18 protein-coding genes and 3 pseudogenes are annotated in these 18,973 nt (G+C 61.9%); 11 read left to right on the top strand and 10 right to left on the bottom strand.

The genetic code is table 11. The annotated features are described in order from the left end of the window. Positions 1-17: 17 nt before the first annotated feature. The 4 genes and pseudogenes from B552_RS0116585 to B552_RS28485 form a co-directional block, all read left to right on the top strand. Entirely contained in the window at positions 18-374 is a 357-nt protein-coding gene (locus B552_RS0116585) for an antibiotic biosynthesis monooxygenase (protein WP_019450165.1), read from the top strand. A gap of 19 nt (positions 375-393) precedes the next feature. Next, positions 394-1,149 carry a sulfite exporter TauE/SafE family protein gene (locus tag B552_RS0116580; protein WP_019450164.1) on the top strand — a complete coding sequence of 252 codons (756 nt, stop codon included), beginning with the start codon at positions 394-396 and terminating at the stop codon, positions 1,147-1,149. Positions 1,150-1,252: 103 nt separating this feature from the next. Further along, positions 1,253-2,377 (top strand): PHB depolymerase family esterase, encoded by a 1,125-nt coding sequence (locus B552_RS0116575; RefSeq protein ID WP_019450163.1) that lies wholly within the window; start codon positions 1,253-1,255, stop codon positions 2,375-2,377. 178 nt (positions 2,378-2,555) lie between these two features. Beyond that, positions 2,556-2,825: pseudogene (locus B552_RS28485) on the top strand (transposase); the annotation flags it as partial. Between the two features lie 432 nt (positions 2,826-3,257). Here the strand turns inward: B552_RS28485 and B552_RS29370 are convergent. Continuing rightward, positions 3,258-3,425 (bottom strand): annotated as a pseudogene (locus B552_RS29370) (transposase); the annotation flags it as partial. Positions 3,426-3,499: 74 nt separating this feature from the next. On the opposite strand from B552_RS29370, the pseudogene B552_RS0116570 reads away from it, so the two are divergent. Continuing rightward, a pseudogene (locus B552_RS0116570) lies at positions 3,500-4,033 on the top strand (transposase); the annotation flags it as partial. A gap of 378 nt (positions 4,034-4,411) precedes the next feature. On the opposite strand, the gene B552_RS27575 reads toward B552_RS0116570, so the two are convergent. From B552_RS27575 to B552_RS0116540, 5 genes are all read right to left on the bottom strand, one after another. Next, complete coding sequence (locus B552_RS27575; protein ID WP_051003577.1) at positions 4,412-5,317, bottom strand: hypothetical protein; 906 nt, start codon at positions 5,315-5,317, stop codon at positions 4,412-4,414. 8 nt (positions 5,318-5,325) lie between these two features. After that, positions 5,326-7,863 (bottom strand): S8 family peptidase, encoded by a 2,538-nt coding sequence (locus B552_RS0116560; protein WP_019450160.1) that lies wholly within the window; start codon positions 7,861-7,863, stop codon positions 5,326-5,328. After that, complete coding sequence (locus B552_RS27570) at positions 7,802-8,851, bottom strand: ATP-binding protein (RefSeq protein ID WP_157160273.1); 1,050 nt, start codon at positions 8,849-8,851, stop codon at positions 7,802-7,804. Before B552_RS27570 ends, B552_RS0116560 begins: the two co-directional genes overlap by 62 nt. After that, positions 8,838-9,275, bottom strand: a complete 438-nt coding sequence (locus tag B552_RS28905) for a hypothetical protein (protein ID WP_157160272.1) — start codon at positions 9,273-9,275, stop codon at positions 8,838-8,840. The genes B552_RS27570 and B552_RS28905 overlap by 14 nt, the downstream gene beginning before the upstream one ends. A 936-nt stretch (positions 9,276-10,211) precedes the next feature. Further along, entirely contained in the window at positions 10,212-10,688 is a 477-nt protein-coding gene (locus tag B552_RS0116540) for a GNAT family N-acetyltransferase (protein ID WP_019450156.1), read from the bottom strand. 288 nt (positions 10,689-10,976) lie between these two features. On the opposite strand from B552_RS0116540, the gene B552_RS28900 reads away from it, so the two are divergent. Continuing rightward, positions 10,977-11,165, top strand: coding sequence for a hypothetical protein (locus B552_RS28900; protein ID WP_157160271.1), 189 nt, complete (start codon positions 10,977-10,979; stop codon positions 11,163-11,165). A gap of 11 nt (positions 11,166-11,176) precedes the next feature. After that, a complete protein-coding gene (locus tag B552_RS0116535; protein WP_026035737.1) occupies positions 11,177-11,608 on the top strand; it encodes a hypothetical protein in 432 nt (143 codons plus the stop codon). 98 nt (positions 11,609-11,706) lie between these two features. On the opposite strand, the gene B552_RS0116530 is transcribed toward B552_RS0116535, so the two are convergent. Both B552_RS0116530 and B552_RS0116525 read right to left on the bottom strand, forming a co-directional pair. Further along, positions 11,707-12,015 (bottom strand): 2Fe-2S iron-sulfur cluster-binding protein, encoded by a 309-nt coding sequence (locus B552_RS0116530; RefSeq protein WP_019450154.1) that lies wholly within the window; start codon positions 12,013-12,015, stop codon positions 11,707-11,709. Further along, the gene (locus tag B552_RS0116525; RefSeq protein WP_019450153.1) at positions 12,012-12,623 is read right to left on the bottom strand and encodes a YigZ family protein; all 612 of its coding nucleotides are present in this window, start codon (positions 12,621-12,623) and stop codon (positions 12,012-12,014) included. Before B552_RS0116525 ends, B552_RS0116530 begins: the two co-directional genes overlap by 4 nt. 246 nt (positions 12,624-12,869) lie before the next feature. Here B552_RS0116525 and B552_RS0116520 point away from each other — a divergent pair, with 246 nt between their 5' ends. The 4 genes from B552_RS0116520 (at position 12,870) to B552_RS0116505 (ending at position 16,925) form a co-directional block, all read left to right on the top strand. Beyond that, a complete protein-coding gene (locus B552_RS0116520; protein ID WP_026035736.1) occupies positions 12,870-14,858 on the top strand; it encodes an alkaline phosphatase PhoX in 1,989 nt (662 codons plus the stop codon). A gap of 79 nt (positions 14,859-14,937) precedes the next feature. Beyond that, positions 14,938-15,552 carry a DUF938 domain-containing protein gene (locus tag B552_RS0116515; protein WP_019450151.1) on the top strand — a complete coding sequence of 205 codons (615 nt, stop codon included), beginning with the start codon at positions 14,938-14,940 and terminating at the stop codon, positions 15,550-15,552. A 123-nt stretch (positions 15,553-15,675) separates the two neighbouring features. Beyond that, a complete protein-coding gene (locus B552_RS0116510) occupies positions 15,676-16,224 on the top strand; it encodes a hypothetical protein (protein ID WP_026035735.1) in 549 nt (182 codons plus the stop codon). An 11-nt stretch (positions 16,225-16,235) separates the two neighbouring features. Next, on the top strand, positions 16,236-16,925 hold the full coding sequence (locus tag B552_RS0116505; RefSeq protein ID WP_019450149.1) for an RES family NAD+ phosphorylase: 690 nt from the start codon (positions 16,236-16,238) through the stop codon (positions 16,923-16,925). Positions 16,926-16,927: 2 nt separating this feature from the next. On the opposite strand, the gene B552_RS0116500 is transcribed toward B552_RS0116505, so the two are convergent. Together B552_RS0116500 and B552_RS0116495 are read right to left on the bottom strand one after the other, a co-directional pair. Beyond that, the gene (locus B552_RS0116500) at positions 16,928-17,692 is read right to left on the bottom strand and encodes a sulfite exporter TauE/SafE family protein (RefSeq protein ID WP_019450148.1); all 765 of its coding nucleotides are present in this window, start codon (positions 17,690-17,692) and stop codon (positions 16,928-16,930) included. A gap of 134 nt (positions 17,693-17,826) precedes the next feature. Beyond that, the gene (locus B552_RS0116495; RefSeq protein ID WP_019450147.1) at positions 17,827-18,795 is read right to left on the bottom strand and encodes a tripartite tricarboxylate transporter substrate binding protein; all 969 of its coding nucleotides are present in this window, start codon (positions 18,793-18,795) and stop codon (positions 17,827-17,829) included. Between the last annotated feature and the right edge of the window lie 178 nt (positions 18,796-18,973).

The raw sequence follows: 18,973 nt of genomic DNA, 5'->3' as shown, positions 1-18,973 counted from the left end.
AGAACGGAGCCCCCACAATGATTGCCGTGATCTTCGAAGTCGAGCCCGCACCCGGGCGGCAGGAAACCTATCTCGATATCGCCGCGCATCTCAAATCCACACTGGAGACCATCGACGGGTTCATCTCGGTCGAGCGTTTCCAGAGCCTGACCACGCCGGGCAAGCTGCTGTCGCTGTCGTTCTTCCGCGATGAAGCTGCTGTCATTGCGTGGCGAAATACGCTCGATCACCGCAAGGCGCAGGCGGCTGGCCGTGGCGGCGTTTTCGCCAACTATCGGCTGCGCGTGGCACAGGTGCTGCGCGACTATGGCTTGCACGAGCGCGACGAAGCGCCTGCCGATAGCCGTGCCGTGCACGACGCGGCGCAGCCGTGAACTTCGGGAGCATTCGCAAATGTCGTCTTTCAATGCCGGGCACGAGATCGCATTTATCGGCCTGACGTTCCTGCTGGCCGGTTTCGTGAAAGGGGTGGTCGGTTTGGGGCTGCCGACGGTGGCAGTGGGGCTGCTTGGCCTGGTCATGCCGCCAGCGCAGGCGGCGGCACTGCTGGTGGCGCCGTCGATGGTCACCAACGTCGTGCAGTTGTTCAGCGGCCCACGCTTCGGGCAGTTGCTGGACAGGCTCTGGCCGATGCTCGTGTCGATTTGCGTAGGCACGTGGCTATGCGCGGCGTTGGTGCCGGCCCGCGTCATGGGCCACGCCACCAACGCGCTCGGCGTGGCGCTGGTGCTCTACGCCATCCTCGGCCTGACCGCCGTCAGGCTGCATGTGCCGCCGCGTGCGGAAGCATGGCTGGCGCCACTGGCCGGGTTGGTGACGGGCGCCATCACGGCCGTGACGGGCGTGTTCGTGATCCCCGCGGTGCCTTACCTGCAGGGACTTGGGCTCGACAAGGAAAGCATGGTCCAGGCACTGGGGCTGTCGTTCACCGTGTCGACCATCGCGCTGGCAATCAGCCTGGCGCTGAACGGGGCGCTGCTGCACACGCCGGTACTGGGCGCTTCGGCGCTGGCGTTGGCCCCCGCGCTGGGCGGCATGTTCTTCGGCCAGTGGCTGCGCCACCGCATCAGCGCCGAACGCTTCCGCCGCCTGTTCTTCTGCGGCTTGCTGCTGCTCGGTGTCGACCTGGCGCTGCGCGGCGCGTTGTAATGGGTTTCGACGTGAAATCCTGACATATTCGCCCCCCATACTGGTGCGCGTTTCGCGGCGATGGCTTGGCCTCGCGGCACCGGAGATGAAAGGGCGATGCGGGATGAAGCGGCGCGCGGGCGGTACCAGGCTGTTGGCAACGCTGGGCAAGCAGGCGGCGCGGAGCGCGCGCCGGTTGCAGCGCACGCTCACGCAAACGATGACCAGCCCGGTGCTGCGCGCGGCAAGGCAGCAAGGCCAGGCCGTCAGCAAGGCCATGGGGCGAGCGGTTGGCAAGGCCGCGCGTCAGGCTCTCACGGGGGTCGTCACCCCTGTGCCCACGCCTGTCAGCAAGGGCGGCGGTATCTGGGAGGAAGGCCTGTGGGGCTTGAGCCTTGGCATCGGCGACATGGCGCGGCGCCGTTACCGGGTGTTCGTGCCGCCTGGCGTCAGCGCGGCACGTCCTGCGCCGCTGCTGGTGCTGCTGCACGGCTGCGGGCAGGACGCCGCCAGCTTTGCCGCGTGCGCACGCGTGGCCACCGTGGCGCGTGATGCGCGCTGGGTAGTGCTGATGCCCGAGCAGTCCGTGCAGGCCAATCCCCAACGCTGCTGGAACTGGTTCCGCCCCGGCGCACGCGGCGCATCGGAGGCGGCACTGCTGATGTCGATGATCGACCATGTATGCCGGCGCTATGCAATTGCCGCCGACCGGGTCTGCGCGTTCGGATTGTCCGCGGGCGGCGCCATGGCGATGATGCTGGCGCTGCGCTATCCCGATCGTTTCGCCGCCGTGGGGTCGCATTCGGGTGCGGCGCCGTACAGTGCCACCAACGCGTCACAGGCGCCACGCGCAATGCGTGGCGAACGCGCGCCCGATGCCAGTGGCGCCAGGCAACTGCTGGCCGGCCGCCGGCCTCCGCCCCTGCTGCTGCTGCATGGCGACGAAGACGCGGTCGTCTCCTATGACAACGCCACGGCGGCTGCCGCGCTGTGGCTAGACCTTGTGCCGCCGGGCATGCCCGCGCCCGCTGCATTGCCGCCGAAGCGCGTGCGGCGCGGCGCGCGGCGTGCAGTGGACGTGTTCGACTGGCAATGCGGCGTGCGGCCGTTCCTGCGGCTGGTCAGGGTGGAGGGGCTGCGGCATGCGTGGAGCGGCGGTGCGCCGGGGCAGGCGTTTGCCGATCCGGCCGGGCCGGACGCGCTCAAGATTGCGCTGCGATTCTTCTCGGTGAACGGCCGCCACGACTGAAACTGTGCGCTTGTCGGGAAACAACAAAGGTCGCTACGTCCCAGCAATAAAGCTCAGAAAAACGCCGGGAATCCTACTGGATTTCCTTTGCTGGCGCGGCTTTTCGGTCTTTATTGTCCGAGGTCTTGGTGCTCCCCCATGTGTCGTTAAACGCTCTTGACTCATGGAAAGCTTTTACCTCAGTCACGCCGACGACACACCGGTACCAGTACTTGAACCCGGCAATGGCAAGACCAAGACTGGCCGACTCTGGACCTATGTACGTGATGACAGGCCCGCTGGCTCGACGGACGCGCCGGCCGTCTGGTTTGCGTACAGCCCGAGTCGGTCAGGCGAATAACCGCAAGCTCACTTGAAGGGCTTCAAGGGAATCCTGCAAGCTGACGCGTTCGCAGGCTACAACTCCATCTACAAAGACGGCGACGTACGAGAGGCTGGATGTCTTGCCCAGTATCCCGAGTACGGTTTTATGCTGAGCATCGATCGGTCGACGCTTCGTACGTGGACTTCGGACGCTCCGCGTCACCACATAAATCTTATCGCTCACAGCGAACTCAGAAACGCGAGAAGGTCGGGTTTCGGTTTCCATGATCTCGCACGAGCAGGCTCGATCCCAGCATGCCGCCAGAACGTTTCGAGGGCATCGCGCTTCATCTGAAGGTTTGTCTCGATGTAGCGTCCGGTTGTCGCAATGCTTGCATGACCAAGCTGCGGCCGATCCCGGCCAACGAATACTGATCGTCGCTGCACCGCGTCGCACTTCAATCTGTATATCCGGTATCGCCGGCGTCGGCGTGGGCTCGCTGATCTGCAGCGGGATGAACTCGGCTTGGGGTACTGTCATCAATGCGCGGGCTTCGCCCGCGCTATCCAACACTTGATGTTCAGCGACCCAGCGCCGCAGCAGATTCGCGTTCACGCGATGGTGAAGTGCTACTGCCGCAATCGAAACACCCGGATGCATGCAATCCCGGACCGCTTTGGCCTTGAACTCGGGGCTGTGCCGACGTCGGCGTCGCGCTGGTGCGCTCTCTTCGATAGTGTTCACGTGTCCACCAAGAATTTAGATGGACACGATGCTCCTTGCTCTCCTGCTTCCCTTCAAGAAGGGTTCACCGGGCGCTTACGTACCTGGCACGCAGGAGCGACGTCAACACGGAAGCGCTGCACCGGATCGGTGAGCTTTACGCGATTGAGGCCGAGATCCGCGGGAAGCCTCCCGACGCGCGAATGCGCGTCCGACAGGAACGGGCACTTCCATTGCTGGAAGCCTTCGAGATTTGGCTACGATCGACCCTCAGCAAGGTATCGCACAAAAGCGATACCGCGAAGGCCATTAGTTACGCATTGAATCAGTGGGCGGCCCTAACACTGTATGCCGGTGATGGTCGCGTCGAGATCGACAACAACGCCGCGGAGCGAGCGTTGCGGGCCGTTGCTCTCGGTCGCAAGAACTTCTTGCACTTCGGCTCCGACAGTGGCGGCGAACGCGGCGCCGCTATCTATTCGCTGGTCGCCACAGCAAAACTGAACAGTCTCGATCCCGAGGCCTACCTGCGACACGTCATTGCTCGCATCGCCGACCACCCCGTCAATCGCGTTAGCGAACTGCTGCCATGGGCCATGGCTGAGCAGATCCGCTCGAACGCCGCCTGAAAATATCCCCCTCGTCAAGAACGCTGACCGTCGGACGGTTACGACCATCTACCTCGACGCCTAAGACCTTGCCACCATCCTCAAGGTCAGTCCGGCCACCGTTGTTCGCAGAGCCAAACGGCAGCCCTACACATTGCTGGCACCCGTTCACCTGGGGCCGAGCTTTCCACTTCGTTCGCGTCAAACAGACGTGGACGCGGTAGGCATAACGGCTGACCATGAAGTCGGACCTTGCTTACGGAGGTTGTCACCCGGAAGCTCTCAACCGTCGCGATGGCTGGTCCTGTCCTGGGCTTGCTGCAAGAGTTCGACGCTCGCAATTCTCGGACGGCGGTTAGCCTTCCCGCCGTCCGTATTTATGCAGCCTACCCGAGCGCCTTAACGCGATTTCTTGGCCGGCGCTGGTGTCTCGAATTTCGAGACGCCAAACACCATATAGTTCGCGTTAGGCTGCTTACCGTTCTTCGTCTGCAGGCTCAGCGTGTTGCGGTCCCACTCGTAGTGGCTCCAGTCCCAACTATGATTGTCCGACTGAACGACCACGTACGATCCTTCCCGCAATTGGACGGAACTCGCGTTCCCGCCAAAATCCAGCCCCAGGTGGAAGGTGTGGACTTGCGCATTCTTCTTGCGGTCCATGGTGGACTTCACTACAGATGCCGCCAGGCCGGCAAACGGCTTGAGGGCAGGCTGTGCGGTCGCCATCAGCGAAAGGCCGCTTTTGAACGCGGCGCTATCCAAGGCGGCCAGCACAGTATCGTCCAAACTGCTTGCGACATTGACCGTGCGACCTTCGAATGCAACGCCGTTCTGACCGACTGTGACACCCAAGAAAATCGGATGCCCCGAGATGCTCGCACTCGCCTTGTCGCGAACCTTCGTTCGCAGCGCGAAGCGCAACTCTTCGACGTCGCCTTCGACCTGGTTCTTGCCGGCGAACTCGCACAGGATAGTGTGCTCGCCCATGCCGGGGTACTCATGCACGTAGAACTTGTCGAGCGAGATTTTGATGCGCTGACTCGCAAGCTCATGGTCGGCCTTCACCATGCTCGCGGGGCGGATCTCAAGCTTTACATCTTCCGAGGTCGGACGCCCGATGAAGCCGAGCGTAAGGCCCGAATGTCTATAGGCCCCGCCTCCAAATCCGAGGCCCTGGCCGCCTGGCGACTGCGCGAGAATGCGCTTCGCACCTTCGGTGTCCTCGATGGACATTAGGTATTCCGCAATGGCGTTGTCGTCCCGACTTCCGAGTGACAGCGCTGAATCGAACACTGTGTGCGTCATGATTACGTTCATGTGCGAGTACGACCACGGGGGCGCACGCGCTGTTGTATCTTTGCCCGTACTTCTGCGTAGAGGGTTGCGGACCGCTGTGACTGGCCCATTTCGAGAGTAATTGCCAGAGCGTAGGGTACCTGTGCAGTCTTGTGCTGATTTCTATTTGCGTATGCCTGCACGCCGACGAAGAAACCGTCGTCGTCTACGAAAGTCTTGACCTTTTTTTTGCCTTCTAATACCAGATGGGTCAGCGTACCGCGTTCTGCGCTTTTTCCATTCGGTTGAAGTGTCCGGTCAACACCGTCCCAAAATTTATGATTTCCCTTTTTGCTGACGATCCGGAGACCGACGCCCCGATAGGTGTCCGAGGTGACGCTGATTGGGGTGGACCAGGCGAGCGTGATGACAATCCGACGGACATCGTTTGTGCCAATCATTGCCGTGGGCATAGGGACCCGATACTCGTGGAGAGCGTCGTGGACAATGGTGTCGGCCCCCAATAGGGTGATTCGACTCTTGTCTCCCGAAATCACTAACTTGGGCTGGGGGCGACCGTACCCGAGGAACTTGGTGATCGTTTCACGACGACGGTGGTGCTTTTTCGAGTCGCTTGGAGGATAGACGTCCTCCAGCAGCTGGCCAATTGCACCCCAGCGCGCACCGTGCGCAAGCAGAGCCTTCAGAATGACTGCCCGAGTGGGAAGCTTGAGCCAGTTAAGGCGGTCGGCCGCATAAACCTCCTTCACAGCCTGCGCAATGACAATCCCCGCACGGGTGACGAGTGCTGCGGCGTTGCTCGTTCCAGTGGTCAGAGCCACTTTTTGCAGATTTCCACCGGCGGGATCGGGTGCCGCTACCATTTGCCCCATATGCACCGACTGGATCCCCCGAATCGCAACGCTATTCGGTTCCTGCGAGACAATAACTGCCTGACGCCCCCCGAATTCGACGAGGTCGGGCTTGATGCCCCGACGTACACCGAACCCGAGTGCTGAACAGATGTTCGTCATCGGGGCATTCGGGTAGGGATCAATCGTGCCCACTGGCGGTGCAGCAGCGCCATCGCCGTGAAGCGCCCCGACGGTTATGGCATTGATCGACTCGGCAGGGCTCAGAACGGATCGTAAGCCCTTGGCTTGTTCGATTGCCTCGAGAATGGCAGCTTCACGGACTGCTTGAGGCGCATTGTCGAAGTCATTCTTTGTGGCAAAGTGCGGAAGCGGGAAGGAGCTTTCGATGTTTCCGGCGCTGATCACAAAGAGAAGCTTGTGTTCGTGGCTCAAATAGTCGAGCAGAACCGCCCAGGGTGTCGGCCTTCTAACGAACGGCGCGTACTTGTCGCAGATGGAGTGGTTGATGAGCACGACATCAGGGTGGCCAGCAGGGTTGCCTTGCAGACCAGCAACCAACGACTTCACCGCACGATAAATCATCCCGATGGGAAGCTTGCCTGGTGGCGTCGTCTCGACAGCTCCGGCGGTCGCGGCGGTCAGCACGGGAACGACGACAACGGCGTTGGCTAGCGGTGGTTGCGGGTCATGCAAGTCGCCATGGACAACAAGCGAAGCCATCGCAGTACCGTGCCGCCGCGCGGACACTGGTACGTCTTGTCCCGTGATGTCCACCTCGTGCACGGCGACGCGCGTGCCGAGGGCGGCGTGGCCTTGAACTGGGTAGCCGTCAAGGATGGCCGCAATGTGGGGCTCATTCCCTGGCTGCCAGGGTTGCATCGCGGGCATCTGGGGTGTCGACCCGTCTGTCGCTCCCGCCTGATATAGCGACTGCGGACGGATGGTCATGATCGCGTTCGCGTCCGCGAGTGCGCCGTCTCTGTCCACCAGGCGACGCGCCACGCTTGCTGGTACGCGTACGAGTGCCGCTTGGTAGTTGATTTCGTGAACGGAGCAGAAATCAAGAAGCTCGCCGTCGACTTCCTCTAGCAGTTCCAGAAGCGTCGCGAGCGCCTCGTCACGCTTTTCGGCTTCGTCGCGATACCAAAGGTCGACTTCCATAACAACCGGCGTGTCGGGGGCGCCCGACAACATAAGCTCCACGTACCTTGCAATAGAGGGGTCGATTCGGTCCTTGGCGGACCAAGTGCGGATATCGTGGAGATGGCCAAAAAGCGACCACCACGCTTTATCATCAGGCCCCGGTGGAGTGTCAGCCTTGAAAGCTTTCCAACGCGACAGAAGGTTATCGAGTCCCTTCACCGTAGGCATGGTGAGGTATAGATACGTCGCGCCTACTGGCTCATCGGAGTCGTCGTCATCTTCGACGTCATCATCCGGAGGCGAATCGTCGTACTCGCTACTCAGCCATTCGAAGCCAAGCGTTTTAGCGGCGGCCTCGAATTCTTCGACGCGACCGCGGAGCTCGATCACCAGTGCTCGGTCCGGTGTTACAGCCCGAGGATCGCTGGAAACATCGATGCCACTCTTGATGCGTTCGGTCGTCTGCTCGATGAACTCGAACGCTTCCCCGTGACGCTTATTTTGCTCCGCCGGCGTCTTTTTCCGCGCGAAGATTCCTCCTGGCACGCGGCCTGGCATTCGTTTTCCCGGTTTCTGCTCCCTCTGGAGCCTTACCACCGGATATCTCTGAACCATAATTCCCGCTCTGCAAGTCCTTCCGTAAACGCCTTTGCCAGCGCCCCAGGATTTCCCGGGCTGCGCTAGCCGGAGTCAACTTGCCGCGTGAAAGAATAAGCCGACGGCGAACGTCGAGCGTGAATGCCTCAACTTCAGACATACTTTCGCCCGCCATGCAGTCTGCAAACTCTTGGGCATCGATTCCAGCGCTAGCGCCTAGTGAGCGTTCAAATTTCTGAAACCACTCTTTAAGCTCGCTAGGTCCTGGCAAAGGTACCTCCACCCGAACTTCAAAGCGTCGCCAAACAGCTTTGTCCAACAATTCAGGGTGATTCGTTGCGCATATTACAACGGAATGGCTTGGTAAACGGTCCAGTTGGACGAGAAGAGAACTTACTACACGCTTGATCTCCCCGGTTTCCTGTGAATCGCCTCGGTCCTTGCCGACTGCGTCAAACTCATCGAAGAAAAGTACGCTTGGGTTCGCGGCCACATAGTCGATGAGCCGACGGAAACGATTTGCTGTTTCTCCTAGGAAGCTGTCGACGATCGCGTCATACCTGACGGACAGAAGCGGCAGCGAAAGCTCGGAAGCGATCACCTCTGCCAGGCTCGTTTTCCCGTTTCCGGGTGGACCTATCAACAGAAGCGTATGACGAGGCTCGACCGAATGCTCGCGCAACAAGGACGCGTGGGAGAACTCATAGATAAACTCCTCAATGCTCTCCTTGAGGTTCGCAGATAGCACTAGGTCGCTCAGTCTCTTGTGAGCGGGGACGTCGAAGACCAATTCCGAGATGCCGTTGGGCAGCTCACTTGGCACCGGCGCGAAGAGGGAGGACTGCGGCGAAGGCCTTGATTCTTGCTTACTAGCGCGGCTTGCTTCGATGATTGCGTCCATTGTTCTTTTGAGCGCCTGGCGGTCGCCGCGAATATTAGGATTGGCCATGCTGTCCACCCATCATCGGCAAAGTGTCGGACTGCGTAACATTGCCGCCTACAAACGAGCGCGCCAATCCACCCATCGCAGGGTTGCCCGATGGGTTCGCGACATAGGCGTCAATCACGTTGAGCACGTTCTGGAACAAAGCGCGCATAGCAAGGAGCTCCTCAACCGGCACGTTTGGTGGCAGCCCGACAGGCGGCGTTGCTCGTGTTTCACTTTCAACAGAAGCCGTTTCTTTTTCATGTTTTGCCAAGGCGTCTGCCAACAAAGCACGAGTACGGCCTATGGCGCAGCCGCTGCGGTCAAAACGCCACAGCAGTGTCTTGCTGACCCCCAGTGCAGTAGCGGCAGCCGATACTGCACCACATTTTTCGATGAATGCCCGGACTTGCGCCGCAAGGCGATCGTCACGGCTTACTTTTGGCATCGATTTTACCCCTAGAACTAGGAAAATTGTACCGTTTTCAGCTACAAAACGCAACGAATTAGCATAAAAATGTACAAATAGCGTTACGTTATTCGGTAAAAGAAACGGCGGGTGGCTGGCCGCGTTCTATTTTTCCATCGCGCAGCGCGATTCGCGGGCTCGGGCGTAAGCGGATGGTTGTTATGTATAGCTCTCGGCGCGCTACCATCACTGGCGGATATCGCGACGACGTTTGTCTGATGGCCGTACGCTTCGCTGCATCCGATGCTCCGTCCCGATGTTGTCAAAGGCCTCAAGCTCAGGCTAATGCCAGTCCACTGGATGAAGAAATCTGCGCGGCCTTAATCGCAAGCTCATCACCGTGCGTCCGTTGGCTGCAGGGAGGATGCCCTTCGCGGGCCGGCATGACCTGAAGTTTGTGTTGGCGCCGGGTGATGAGGTGGCGTCGAGTCGGACCTGAAGGCTTCGGTGGGGGTGCGCCACCGACGACGGCGTAACCGGTGGTCCCACTCAACGCTAGATGATCTTCATCATCGCCTCATAGTGATTCTTGTCGTTGGCCTGGATGAGACCGAGCAAATCGGTGAGGACGGCCGGAGTCTCGGATAGTACCGATAGGTCGTGGTCCGGCTCGACTTGCTCCATATGCGAGTGCGTATGAAGGAATCGCACAATCCGTGCCTTTGCTGCAGCATCGCCCTCAAGCGCTTCAAGCTGGGACGCTAGGTTTCCTGCGCAACCAGGCGCCGTCCTCCTTTGGCGGCCACTTCGCGGGCCCGCCCTCATCGGCGCTTTTGGCTTTGAGCCCGGAGGCCAGAAGGTACCCAAGGTCGCTTATCGGACCCATAAGGGACCTTCGATTCGCCCGACAGCGGTCGTTCAAAATCGAACCTCACTGACTCCCATGCGGGCGGCAGTCGTCGGCCGAGGGGCAACCTACCCGCCGACGGCGACACGCTTCGTCATCGGCACGCAAGGCAACTCCAGTCCACACGAGGTACGGTACGTCGAAACCGAATCGCCCGACCAACCACAACGACGATAGAACGGTGCCGCGTTGAGCGTTGCATCGAGGCGCATTGCGGCAAGGCCGTGATCAGCGGCCAACACTTCAAGAAAATCCAGCATTTTGCGTCCAATGCCGCGCCCCATATGAGACGGTCGGACGAAGATCGCGTCGACTTGCCCGCTTGCGAATGTAAGCATCCCTGTTCCGACGATCGATCCATGATCGACGGCAACATAGAAGTCAGATTCGACAACGCCGGCCCATTTGTCGGTCGGCGTGCCGTCAACCCACGCCGAAAGGGCTGCTTTGGGATAGTGCTCAGCGCATGCAGCATGCACCGACGTTTTACGAATATCCCATGCATCGAACACGTCATCGCAGTTCGCTTTTCGTATCGTCAGCATGCTGTGCTCCTCGGATCGAGCGGCCAATTCGACACGTCAGCAACGTCATCAAGAACGGAAACACGTACTCTGTAATGCATGCGTTCACTCCAATTCGCGCCAACGCAATTCGGAGCGGCTGAATAGACACGGCCCCGTCATGACTGGCGGGGCCGTTGAGGAAGTCTGTGTACGGTGTATGAACGTCACGATTCCCACGACTCGCCATTGGCGGTCATGGTGCACATCTTGGAACTGAGCGCGTCGTAGTTCATAAGAACATATTGCCTGCCGAGGAAATTGCCGTCAATGCCAACCCGCCGATCGTCAACGATCCAGGCGGTCGTGTCGAACGTCTCAAACTGGCCGAACTCGGAAATCCATCAGGCCGCCAACGCCGCTCACAAAATGGAGCCCTATGGTAAGGTTCATGCGATGAATTTGTTGATTTCAACTGGTGGCGCGCATGGGCTGGCACTTGTGTGCTTGTCGGCGTGAGGTGACTCATCGTGAGTGATGCGAAACAGGACAAGCGGCGCACGCTGCTAACTGACAAAGTTTCAGCGAGCAGGGCTTTGCGCCTGAGCGTGCCGCCAGAGGCGAGGCCTGCTCCAGTCAGCATGAAAGACTTGCTGCGGCAGAGGAAAGAGCAACTGCAGGCTGCCCGTGCCGCGGCCAAGAAAAGGCGTGACCTACTAAAAGCCGAGATCCTGTCGGCTGCAAAAGAGGTTGCCCGAGAGGAACGCATTGCTACGCGACTAGAGGCTGAACGCCTGAAGGCGGAAGCCAAGACCGCGCGGACCTACGTGCGGGAGGACGCACGCGCAGCCGCCAAGTTTGAACGCAGCCAACCAACCCGCCCGGCGTCAAAACGAAAGGCGCTTGCCAAGGAAAAACGCAAGCTGGTGTCTTACGCTGATTTCTTGCGGATGCGTGGGTAATAGTCGGGAGTTCGCTTTTTCGCCTTTGTTGTTGGAACTTTGCGGGATTATTGTTTCCCTACTCTGCGCGGGTTGCGTGGGATGTCGATTGCCGTCAGTCAGCCTGCGCGATTCGGTCCGATTGGTTCGAATACGACATCGCTGGTCGGGCAGGCCACGCACGGCAGGATATAGCCATCGTCCTTCTCATCAAGGCTCAGGCCCGGCCATTCGATCCGGTAACGCACGCTGCCCGAGTGCAGGAGGCTCATGCAGGCGCGGCAGGTGCCGTTGCGGCAGGAACTGGGCAGGACCACGCCGTCGAGCAGCGCGGCTTCCAGCAGGGTCAGCGAGGCTGGTGCGGAGAACTGCGCGTTGCCGGGCAGCACGCGTGCCGTGTACTCGGCGTCTTCGGAATCGCTCGTCATGCGCCGTTCTCCTGCTCGGGAAAGCGCGCACGGCCATGGGTGGCATCGCGCAGCGTAGCAATCGCGCCATCGCGCAATGTGGCGGGCAGGCGGATCACCAGCGTGGCCAGGGCGCCATATTGCGTATCGGCCAGAGTGCAGCCTTCCGCCGCCGACAACTCCAGCCAGCGCCGCACGCGCGATTCGTCGGCGTAGTCGATTTCGATGGCCAGCGTGGTGTAGGCAATGCGCTCGATGCGCTCGGCATCCTTGAGCGCGGCCGCGATGGCGTCGGTATAAGCCCGGACCAGCCCGCCCGCGCCAAGCTTGACACCGCCGAAGTACCGCACCACCGCGGCCAGCACACCGTCGAGGTCATGGTGCCTCAGGACTTCCAGAATCGGCCGGCCCGCCGTCCCAGACGGCTCTCCATCGTCGGACATCCCCGACTGGCCGCCGGCCAGCAGCGCCCAGCACACATGAGTGGCGGCCGGGTGCTGCGTGCGTAGTTCCTGAATCACTCCCATGGCCGCGTCACGGTCGGCCACCGGCACAGCCAGCGCGATAAAGCGGCTTTTGCGGATCTCGATCTCGGCGTGGACGGGGGAGGCAAGCGTAAAGGTAGGCAAGACGGAGAAAGGCGTTCGATATCAGTGCAGGATGGCGAGTGTAGCGCAGCCGGCGGCGCGGCCCTGAAGCGCCAGCCATCTCCAGTCACATGACAGTCTGCTGACCGTCAAAAATCTGTCACGCCGCCGGCTTATGATCGGCCGCGGGGCGTTCTGTCCGCTTTTTTGCGCGCCACGCGTTGCTTGCGGTCCGATCGCCCACTCGAACTTGTCGAACCCATCCCAATTCCCACACACACAACAATCATGTCCGACCAGCCCGTCGTAGCCCGTCGCCGTGCCCTGAAAATCCTTGGTGGAGCCCCGATGCTGCCGCTCGGCGCCGCCGCCGCAAGCCTGGCCGGTGGGATGACCGCGATGGAAGCCGCATTCGCGGCCGCGCCACGGCGCAAGGCGGGCGCCACGTTTGCCTCGGCGGCGTTCACGGGCATGCCGGCCCCGACGCTCGACAACGCGGCGGCCATGGCCACCACGACGGTTGGATCGTCGATCAAGGTGTCGTACAGCGATGACACTGCCCAGGAATATGCGCTGGCCTACCAGCCGTTCTTCGTGACGGGCGACATGCTGCCCGATGGCAAGGGCAACAAGGTACTGGCGGGCGGCTACTACGACATCCGGAACCGTCCGATCATGGACACGTCGGTACCAGGCAAGACGCGCCAGTTTTTCTCGGACTGCCCGGATGGCAGCTCGCTGCTGACGCTGCACGGTGCCCGCGTGCCGGGCGTGAAGGGCAACACGGTGTTCGCCGTGGTCCAGTTCGAGTACACCACGCGTAACCAGGCCAACGGCGACATGTACGGCATGCTGCCGTCGCCGATCGCCGTCATCACGCTCGATCAGGACCCGAAGACCGGCAAGCTCACGCCGGTGCGCTATCACAACGTGGATACATCGGCTGTGAACGGGCTGTGGATCACGTGCGGCGCGAGCCTGTCGCCATGGAACACCCACCTGTCGAGCGAGGAATATGAGCCCGACGCGACCAAGGCGGCCACGGACAAGCGCCTGCGCGGCTTCAGCCAGAACCTCTATGGCGATGCCGATCGCGCCAATCCGTACCACTACGGCCATCTGCCCGAGATCACCGTGCATGCCGACGGCACCGGCTCGATCCGCAAGCACTATTGCGTGGGCCGCATCTCGCACGAACTCGTTCAGGTGATGCCGGACGAGCGCACCGTGCTGATGGGCGACGACGCCACCAACGGCGGGCTGTTCATGTTCATCGCCGACCGTCCGCGCGACCTGTCGGCGGGCAAGCTCTACGTGGCCAAGTGGCACCAGACGTCCGGCACGGGCCCGGGCGCCGCCACGCTGTCGTGGATTGCGCTGGGCAGCGCGACGAGCGACGAGATCCGCAAGCTCGTCGATGGCGGGATCAAGGTCACAGACATCATGGACGTCAAGACCAAGGACCCGGGCGACGCAGGCTATACGCGTATCCTGATCGACGGCAAGCCGAACTGGGTAAAGGTGCTGCCGGGGCAGGAAAAGGCGGCCGCGTTCCTGGAGACGCATCGCTACGCCGCGTACGTGGGCGGCAGCCTGGGCTTCACCAAGATGGAAGGCACCACGGTCAACATCGCCGACCGCAAGGCCTACTCGGCCATCTCGCGCATTGAATCGAGCATGCTGGCTGGCAACGCTGCAAATGCCGGCGATATCCGCGTGGAAGGCCCGTACTCGGGCGCCGTGTACGAACTGAACCTGCGCGGCGGCCAGGCGGACCACGCCGGTGCGCACATCGACAGCGAATGGGTGCCCGTCGACATGGCGCCGGTGCCCGCGCTGATTTCCGAGGATCTCGGCGGCGGCGCGAAGAAGGCGCAGGATGCGCTCGGCAACTTCGCCAACCCCGACAAGGTGGCCACGCCGGACAACCTCAAGTTCTCCGAAAAGCTGCGCACGCTGTTTATCGGCGAAGACAGCAATACGCACGTCAACAACTTCCTGTGGGCCTACAACGTCGACACGAAGCAGCTTTCGCGCGTGCTGTCGTGCCCGGCCGGCGCGGAGTCCACCGGGCTGCACGCGGTGGACGAGATCAACGGCTGGACCTACGTCATGAGCAACTTCCAGCATCCGGGCGACTGGGAGGCGGGCCTGCACGACAAGGTCAAGGCACAGCTCGACCCGCTGGTACGCGCCAACTACAAGGACCGGTTCGGCGCGGCGGTGGGCTACCTGACCGCCACGCCGACCGCGATTCATCTCGGCAAACGCGTCTGACCACGCAGCGGGCCGCGCCTGCTAACCTGTGGGCTGTGCGCCCGGCGCGAGACCGGGCGGCAGACCCACTGGAGACCCCATGACCGCTGAACCGACCGCGCGCCGCATGGCGCCCGCCACCGAACGCAACCGCGAGCCGATCCTGGCTGTCCTGCGCAACGTTCTGCCGAGATCGGGCACGGTACTGGAGATCGCCAGCGGCACCGGCCAGCATGCAGTGCATTTTGCGGCGGCGCTCCCGGGCGTGAAGTGGCAGCCGAGCGACCCGGACGCGACCCACCGCGAATCGATCGTCGCCTGGACCGACCATGCGAAGGTTGCCAACGTCCTGGCCCCACTGGCCATCGACGTCTGCCACGAGCCATGGGACATCGGCGCGGTCGATGCCATCGTCTGCATCAACATGATCCACATCGCCCCATGGGCCGCCGCCGAGGCACTGTTCTCCGGCGCGGGAAAGCGCCTGGCGCCGGGCGGCGTGCTCTACCTCTACGGGCCGTACCGGCGTGACGGTGCACACACGGCCCCGAGCAACGAAGCGTTCGACAGGCAGTTACGCTCGGCCGATTCGGAGTGGGGCGTGCGCGACATGGAGGCCGTGATCGCACTCGGCGCCGCGCAGGGCCTGACGTGTGATGAGCCGATTCCGATGCCAGCGAATAATTTCAGTCTGGTGTTTCGAAAGCAGGGGTGATGGCTGCAAGCCACACAATGCTGTGGATCTTTGTCGGATTGCACTTTCGGTGTTGCAGTGATTGAGCGGCTGGATGCCAGCACCTAAGCTGGCCTCCTCTCATGACAACACCGGAGGTTCAGCATGTATCTCGACCCGTTGGCGGGTGCGCAACCATTGCAGGAATCCAATGCACGCAGCGGCCGGCGTGATGTCCGTCACCCGGAGTCCCAGGAGTCAATGTTCGATGCACTCGGGCCCGACCGGCTGCCGATCGACCATCTGACCCCGGAAGAGGTTGCCGCGCAGCGGCTGGTGGCGCTGACGTCTTCGGAGTTGCTCCTTGCCGTCGAGGAGGGGCGCTTCTACGCCGAACGCTACGATGCTGCCGGAAGGCCGACCATTATTCCGACCTGGCAGTTCGTGCAGCCAGCGCCAGCGCTCATCGCGCCCGTCATCAAGGCGCTCCGCGAGGAACCGTTGGGAGAAGATCCATACTTCTGGATGATCGCCTATGAGGAGTTGAGTGACCTCACGCCGGCAGAAGTGTTGTGCGGCAGGCTGCTCCGCACACGTTGGTCGGTTTCCATCTGGCAAATGGAATACTTGCGCCTGCCTGACGCCGAGCGTCAGGCGGTGGTCATGGAAGCGCTTGATCTGCTTCCGTCGCGGATGATGCGTGCGGGTTGTTGAGGGGAGCTTCGATGATGTCATCGATATCTTCCGAGATGCCGGCAAATGTCGCCGAGCAGATGCCACCGCGTTCATTGGTCATGGATGTGATGGCGTCGAGCGTATGCACACTCAGGCGCGGGACGCTGCTGAGCAGGGCAGCATGGAGTGCCGCCAGCGCAATTCCGGAATTCGTAACGCAAACCTACCGCTGGGGTCCGCCAGCAAGTAGCAGACACGCTATTGGGCGCTTTCCGTTCTACTGGCTCTACGTCGCAGAGGATATTCATACCGCGATCTGGGAGGGGCGATTCTGCGAGAAGGTTCAGAGATACCCAGGATTCTTCAAGTTCAACAACGGGGCCGAGGACGGACTGCTGGTGAACCTGCGACTGGAAGCAGATCTGAAACTCTTTGAGATTGGTGGGCAGACGGCCGCCAGACTTGGAATCTATGATCAACTGTCGGATCCAGACCATAGGTGGTGCAAGTACTTTGGCCTGGAAATGCACCATGTCATGTCGGCACTCTTCGACGAGACGGGAGCAATTGGTATTCGATACCCCTCAAGACGCCTTCGCAACCATTCGGCAATCGCGATTCACTCGAGTCATCTCGCGTGGTGGAAGAAATCGGTCACCATTGAAACGGCGCGATTTGGCGACCTGCCGGTCTATAGGGAGCTTTTCAATGACCCGTGTCGATTGAAACAAGCCCCTTAGGCTCACCCCCGCACCAGCATCACTGCCGCCGTCGCAATCAGGCACAGCGCAAACGCCGCGCGCAGCTTGCGTTCCGGCATGCGGTGGGCCAGGGCCACGCCCCATGAGATCGTCAGCATTCCGCCAAGGGAAAGCGGAATGCCGCTGTACCAGTCGACATGTCCGGCGTTGGCATATGTGAACAGCGCGACCACGGCGCCAGGCGTGACGAGCGCGAGTGCCAGGCCCTGCGCGGCGGCCTGCCGCATGCCGAACAGGCCGACCAGCGCGGGGGCCGCCACCACGCCGCCGCCGACGCTGAAGAATCCGGAGAATGCGCCGCCGACCACGCCGACGGCAGGAATCCACGATGCAGACACGCGCGCATGCTGCTGGGTGGCGGAGCGGCCTGGCAGCAGACGCCACAGGAAGTACAGCGCCAGGCCGATCATGAACACCGCGAAGATCCGGCGCAGCAGCACCGCATCGATCGACGTGGCGAGTCTTGCCGAGAAGTACGTGGCCAGCACGGCCGATAGCCCGAGCACGATGGCCGTCCGCAGATCGATATCGGCGCGCTTGCGGTATTGCCAGAATCCAATCAGCACGTTCGGCGCGATCATCACCAGCGAGGTGCCCTGGGCAAGCTGCTGGTCCATCCCGTAGAGCAGGCCTAGCGCCGGGATGGCGATCAGGCCGCCGCCGATGCCGAACAGCCCGCCCACCGCGCCGAGCAATCCCCCGAGTCCAAAGATCAGCAGGGCGGACAGCAGGGTGTGGTCAGGCATGGTGAATCGGGGGCGGCGTTCGGGAAAAGCGACAAGGTCGAAAAGGCTAGTCCGCGATCATACGCGGACATGGGTAATACATTGAGGCGCGGGGACGGAGCGTTCCGGCCCCCCCGGCCGGCGCAGACCAGAGATCAGTCGACCTGCGCGCCCGACTGCTTGACGATCTTCGCCCACTTGTCGATGTCGCCGCGCAGCATGGTGGAAAATTGCTGCGGCGTGGTGGTCAGCACCTCGGCGCCCTGCGCGGCAAGCTTGTCGCGCAGCGGCTTGTCGGCCAGCGCCGCCTGCAGCGTGGTGGCCAGCTTCTGCGTGACGTCCTTTGGCGTGCCGCGCACCGCGAACAGGCCCACCCACAGGTCGCCGCTATAGCCCGGCACCGTCTCGCCGATGGCCGGGATGTCCGGGGCGAACGGTGAACGTTTGGCCGAGCTGACACCCAGCGCGCGCACCTTGCCGGCCTTGATATGGGCCAGCACGGACGGCAGGCTCGCAAACGCCATCGGCACCTGGTTGCCCAGCACGTCGTTGAGCGCCGGGGCCACGCCCTTATAGGGCACGTGTTCAAGCTTGATGCCGGCCATGCTGTTCAGCATTTCGCCCAACAGGTGGTTCAGCGTGCCGTTGCCCGCTGAGGCAAAACGGTAGTAGTCAGGCTTGGCCTTGGCCATCGAGATCAGCTCGGCCATCGATTTTGCAGGAAAGGCCGGGTTGACCACCAGCACGTTGGGCACGGTGGCGACGGTGGCGATCGGTTCGAAGTCCTTGACCGGATCGAACGGAATCGAACGGTAGAGCGACGGGTTGATGGCCTGCGTGCTGCTGATGGTCATCAGCAGCGTATAGCCGTCCGGCGCGGAGCGCGCCGCCGTCTGCGTGCCGATATTGCCGCCCGCGCCGGGGCGGTTTTCCACCACCACCTGCTGGCCAAGCCGCTGCGACAGGTCCGCCGCCACCAGGCGCGCGACGATATCGTTGGTGCCTCCCGGCGCCTGCGGCACGATCATCTGGATCGGCTTGGAAGGATAGGCGTCGGCGTGCGCATGGCCGACTACGGCCAGGGCCATGGCGATGCCGGCCATGGCGCGGAAGGTGCGAAGCATGTTGTCTCCTCGGTGGCTTCTGGCGGGCCAAAGTGAGGGGCCCGCTGATAGTGCCGCCCACTCTAGCGGAGCCAATTGCCGAGGAGAAATTCAATCGGTGACTATGGGCATAAGGATTTCTTATTGGAGGCGTCCTTGGTGTTCTCCCCTCTCCCGCATTGAACTGACCCCCAAAAGT

The organism is Cupriavidus sp. BIS7 (assembly GCF_000292345.1).
Lineage (GTDB): Bacteria > Pseudomonadota > Gammaproteobacteria > Burkholderiales > Burkholderiaceae > Cupriavidus.
The sequence above is the reverse complement of the archived record's forward strand: the minus strand, read 5'-3'. Positions and strand labels throughout refer to the sequence as shown.

Coding starts and splice junctions, on each gene's coding strand:
- B552_RS0116585 (WP_019450165.1), top strand. CDS start 18: ATGATTGCCGTGATCTTCGAAGTCGAGCCCGCACCCGGGCGGCAGGAA.
- B552_RS0116580 (WP_019450164.1), top strand. CDS start 394: ATGTCGTCTTTCAATGCCGGGCACGAGATCGCATTTATCGGCCTGACG.
- B552_RS0116575 (WP_019450163.1), top strand. CDS start 1,253: ATGAAGCGGCGCGCGGGCGGTACCAGGCTGTTGGCAACGCTGGGCAAG.
- B552_RS27575 (WP_051003577.1), bottom strand. CDS start 5,317: ATGACGCACACAGTGTTCGATTCAGCGCTGTCACTCGGAAGTCGGGAC.
- B552_RS0116560 (WP_019450160.1), bottom strand. CDS start 7,863: ATGCCAGGCCGCGTGCCAGGAGGAATCTTCGCGCGGAAAAAGACGCCG.
- B552_RS27570 (WP_157160273.1), bottom strand. CDS start 8,851: ATGGCCAATCCTAATATTCGCGGCGACCGCCAGGCGCTCAAAAGAACA.
- B552_RS28905 (WP_157160272.1), bottom strand. CDS start 9,275: ATGCCAAAAGTAAGCCGTGACGATCGCCTTGCGGCGCAAGTCCGGGCA.
- B552_RS0116540 (WP_019450156.1), bottom strand. CDS start 10,688: ATGCTGACGATACGAAAAGCGAACTGCGATGACGTGTTCGATGCATGG.
- B552_RS28900 (WP_157160271.1), top strand. CDS start 10,977: ATGCCAACCCGCCGATCGTCAACGATCCAGGCGGTCGTGTCGAACGTC.
- B552_RS0116530 (WP_019450154.1), bottom strand. CDS start 12,015: ATGACGAGCGATTCCGAAGACGCCGAGTACACGGCACGCGTGCTGCCC.
- B552_RS0116520 (WP_026035736.1), top strand. CDS start 12,870: ATGTCCGACCAGCCCGTCGTAGCCCGTCGCCGTGCCCTGAAAATCCTT.
- B552_RS0116515 (WP_019450151.1), top strand. CDS start 14,938: ATGACCGCTGAACCGACCGCGCGCCGCATGGCGCCCGCCACCGAACGC.
- B552_RS0116510 (WP_026035735.1), top strand. CDS start 15,676: ATGTATCTCGACCCGTTGGCGGGTGCGCAACCATTGCAGGAATCCAAT.
- B552_RS0116505 (WP_019450149.1), top strand. CDS start 16,236: ATGATGTCATCGATATCTTCCGAGATGCCGGCAAATGTCGCCGAGCAG.
- B552_RS0116500 (WP_019450148.1), bottom strand. CDS start 17,692: ATGCCTGACCACACCCTGCTGTCCGCCCTGCTGATCTTTGGACTCGGG.
- B552_RS0116495 (WP_019450147.1), bottom strand. CDS start 18,795: ATGCTTCGCACCTTCCGCGCCATGGCCGGCATCGCCATGGCCCTGGCC.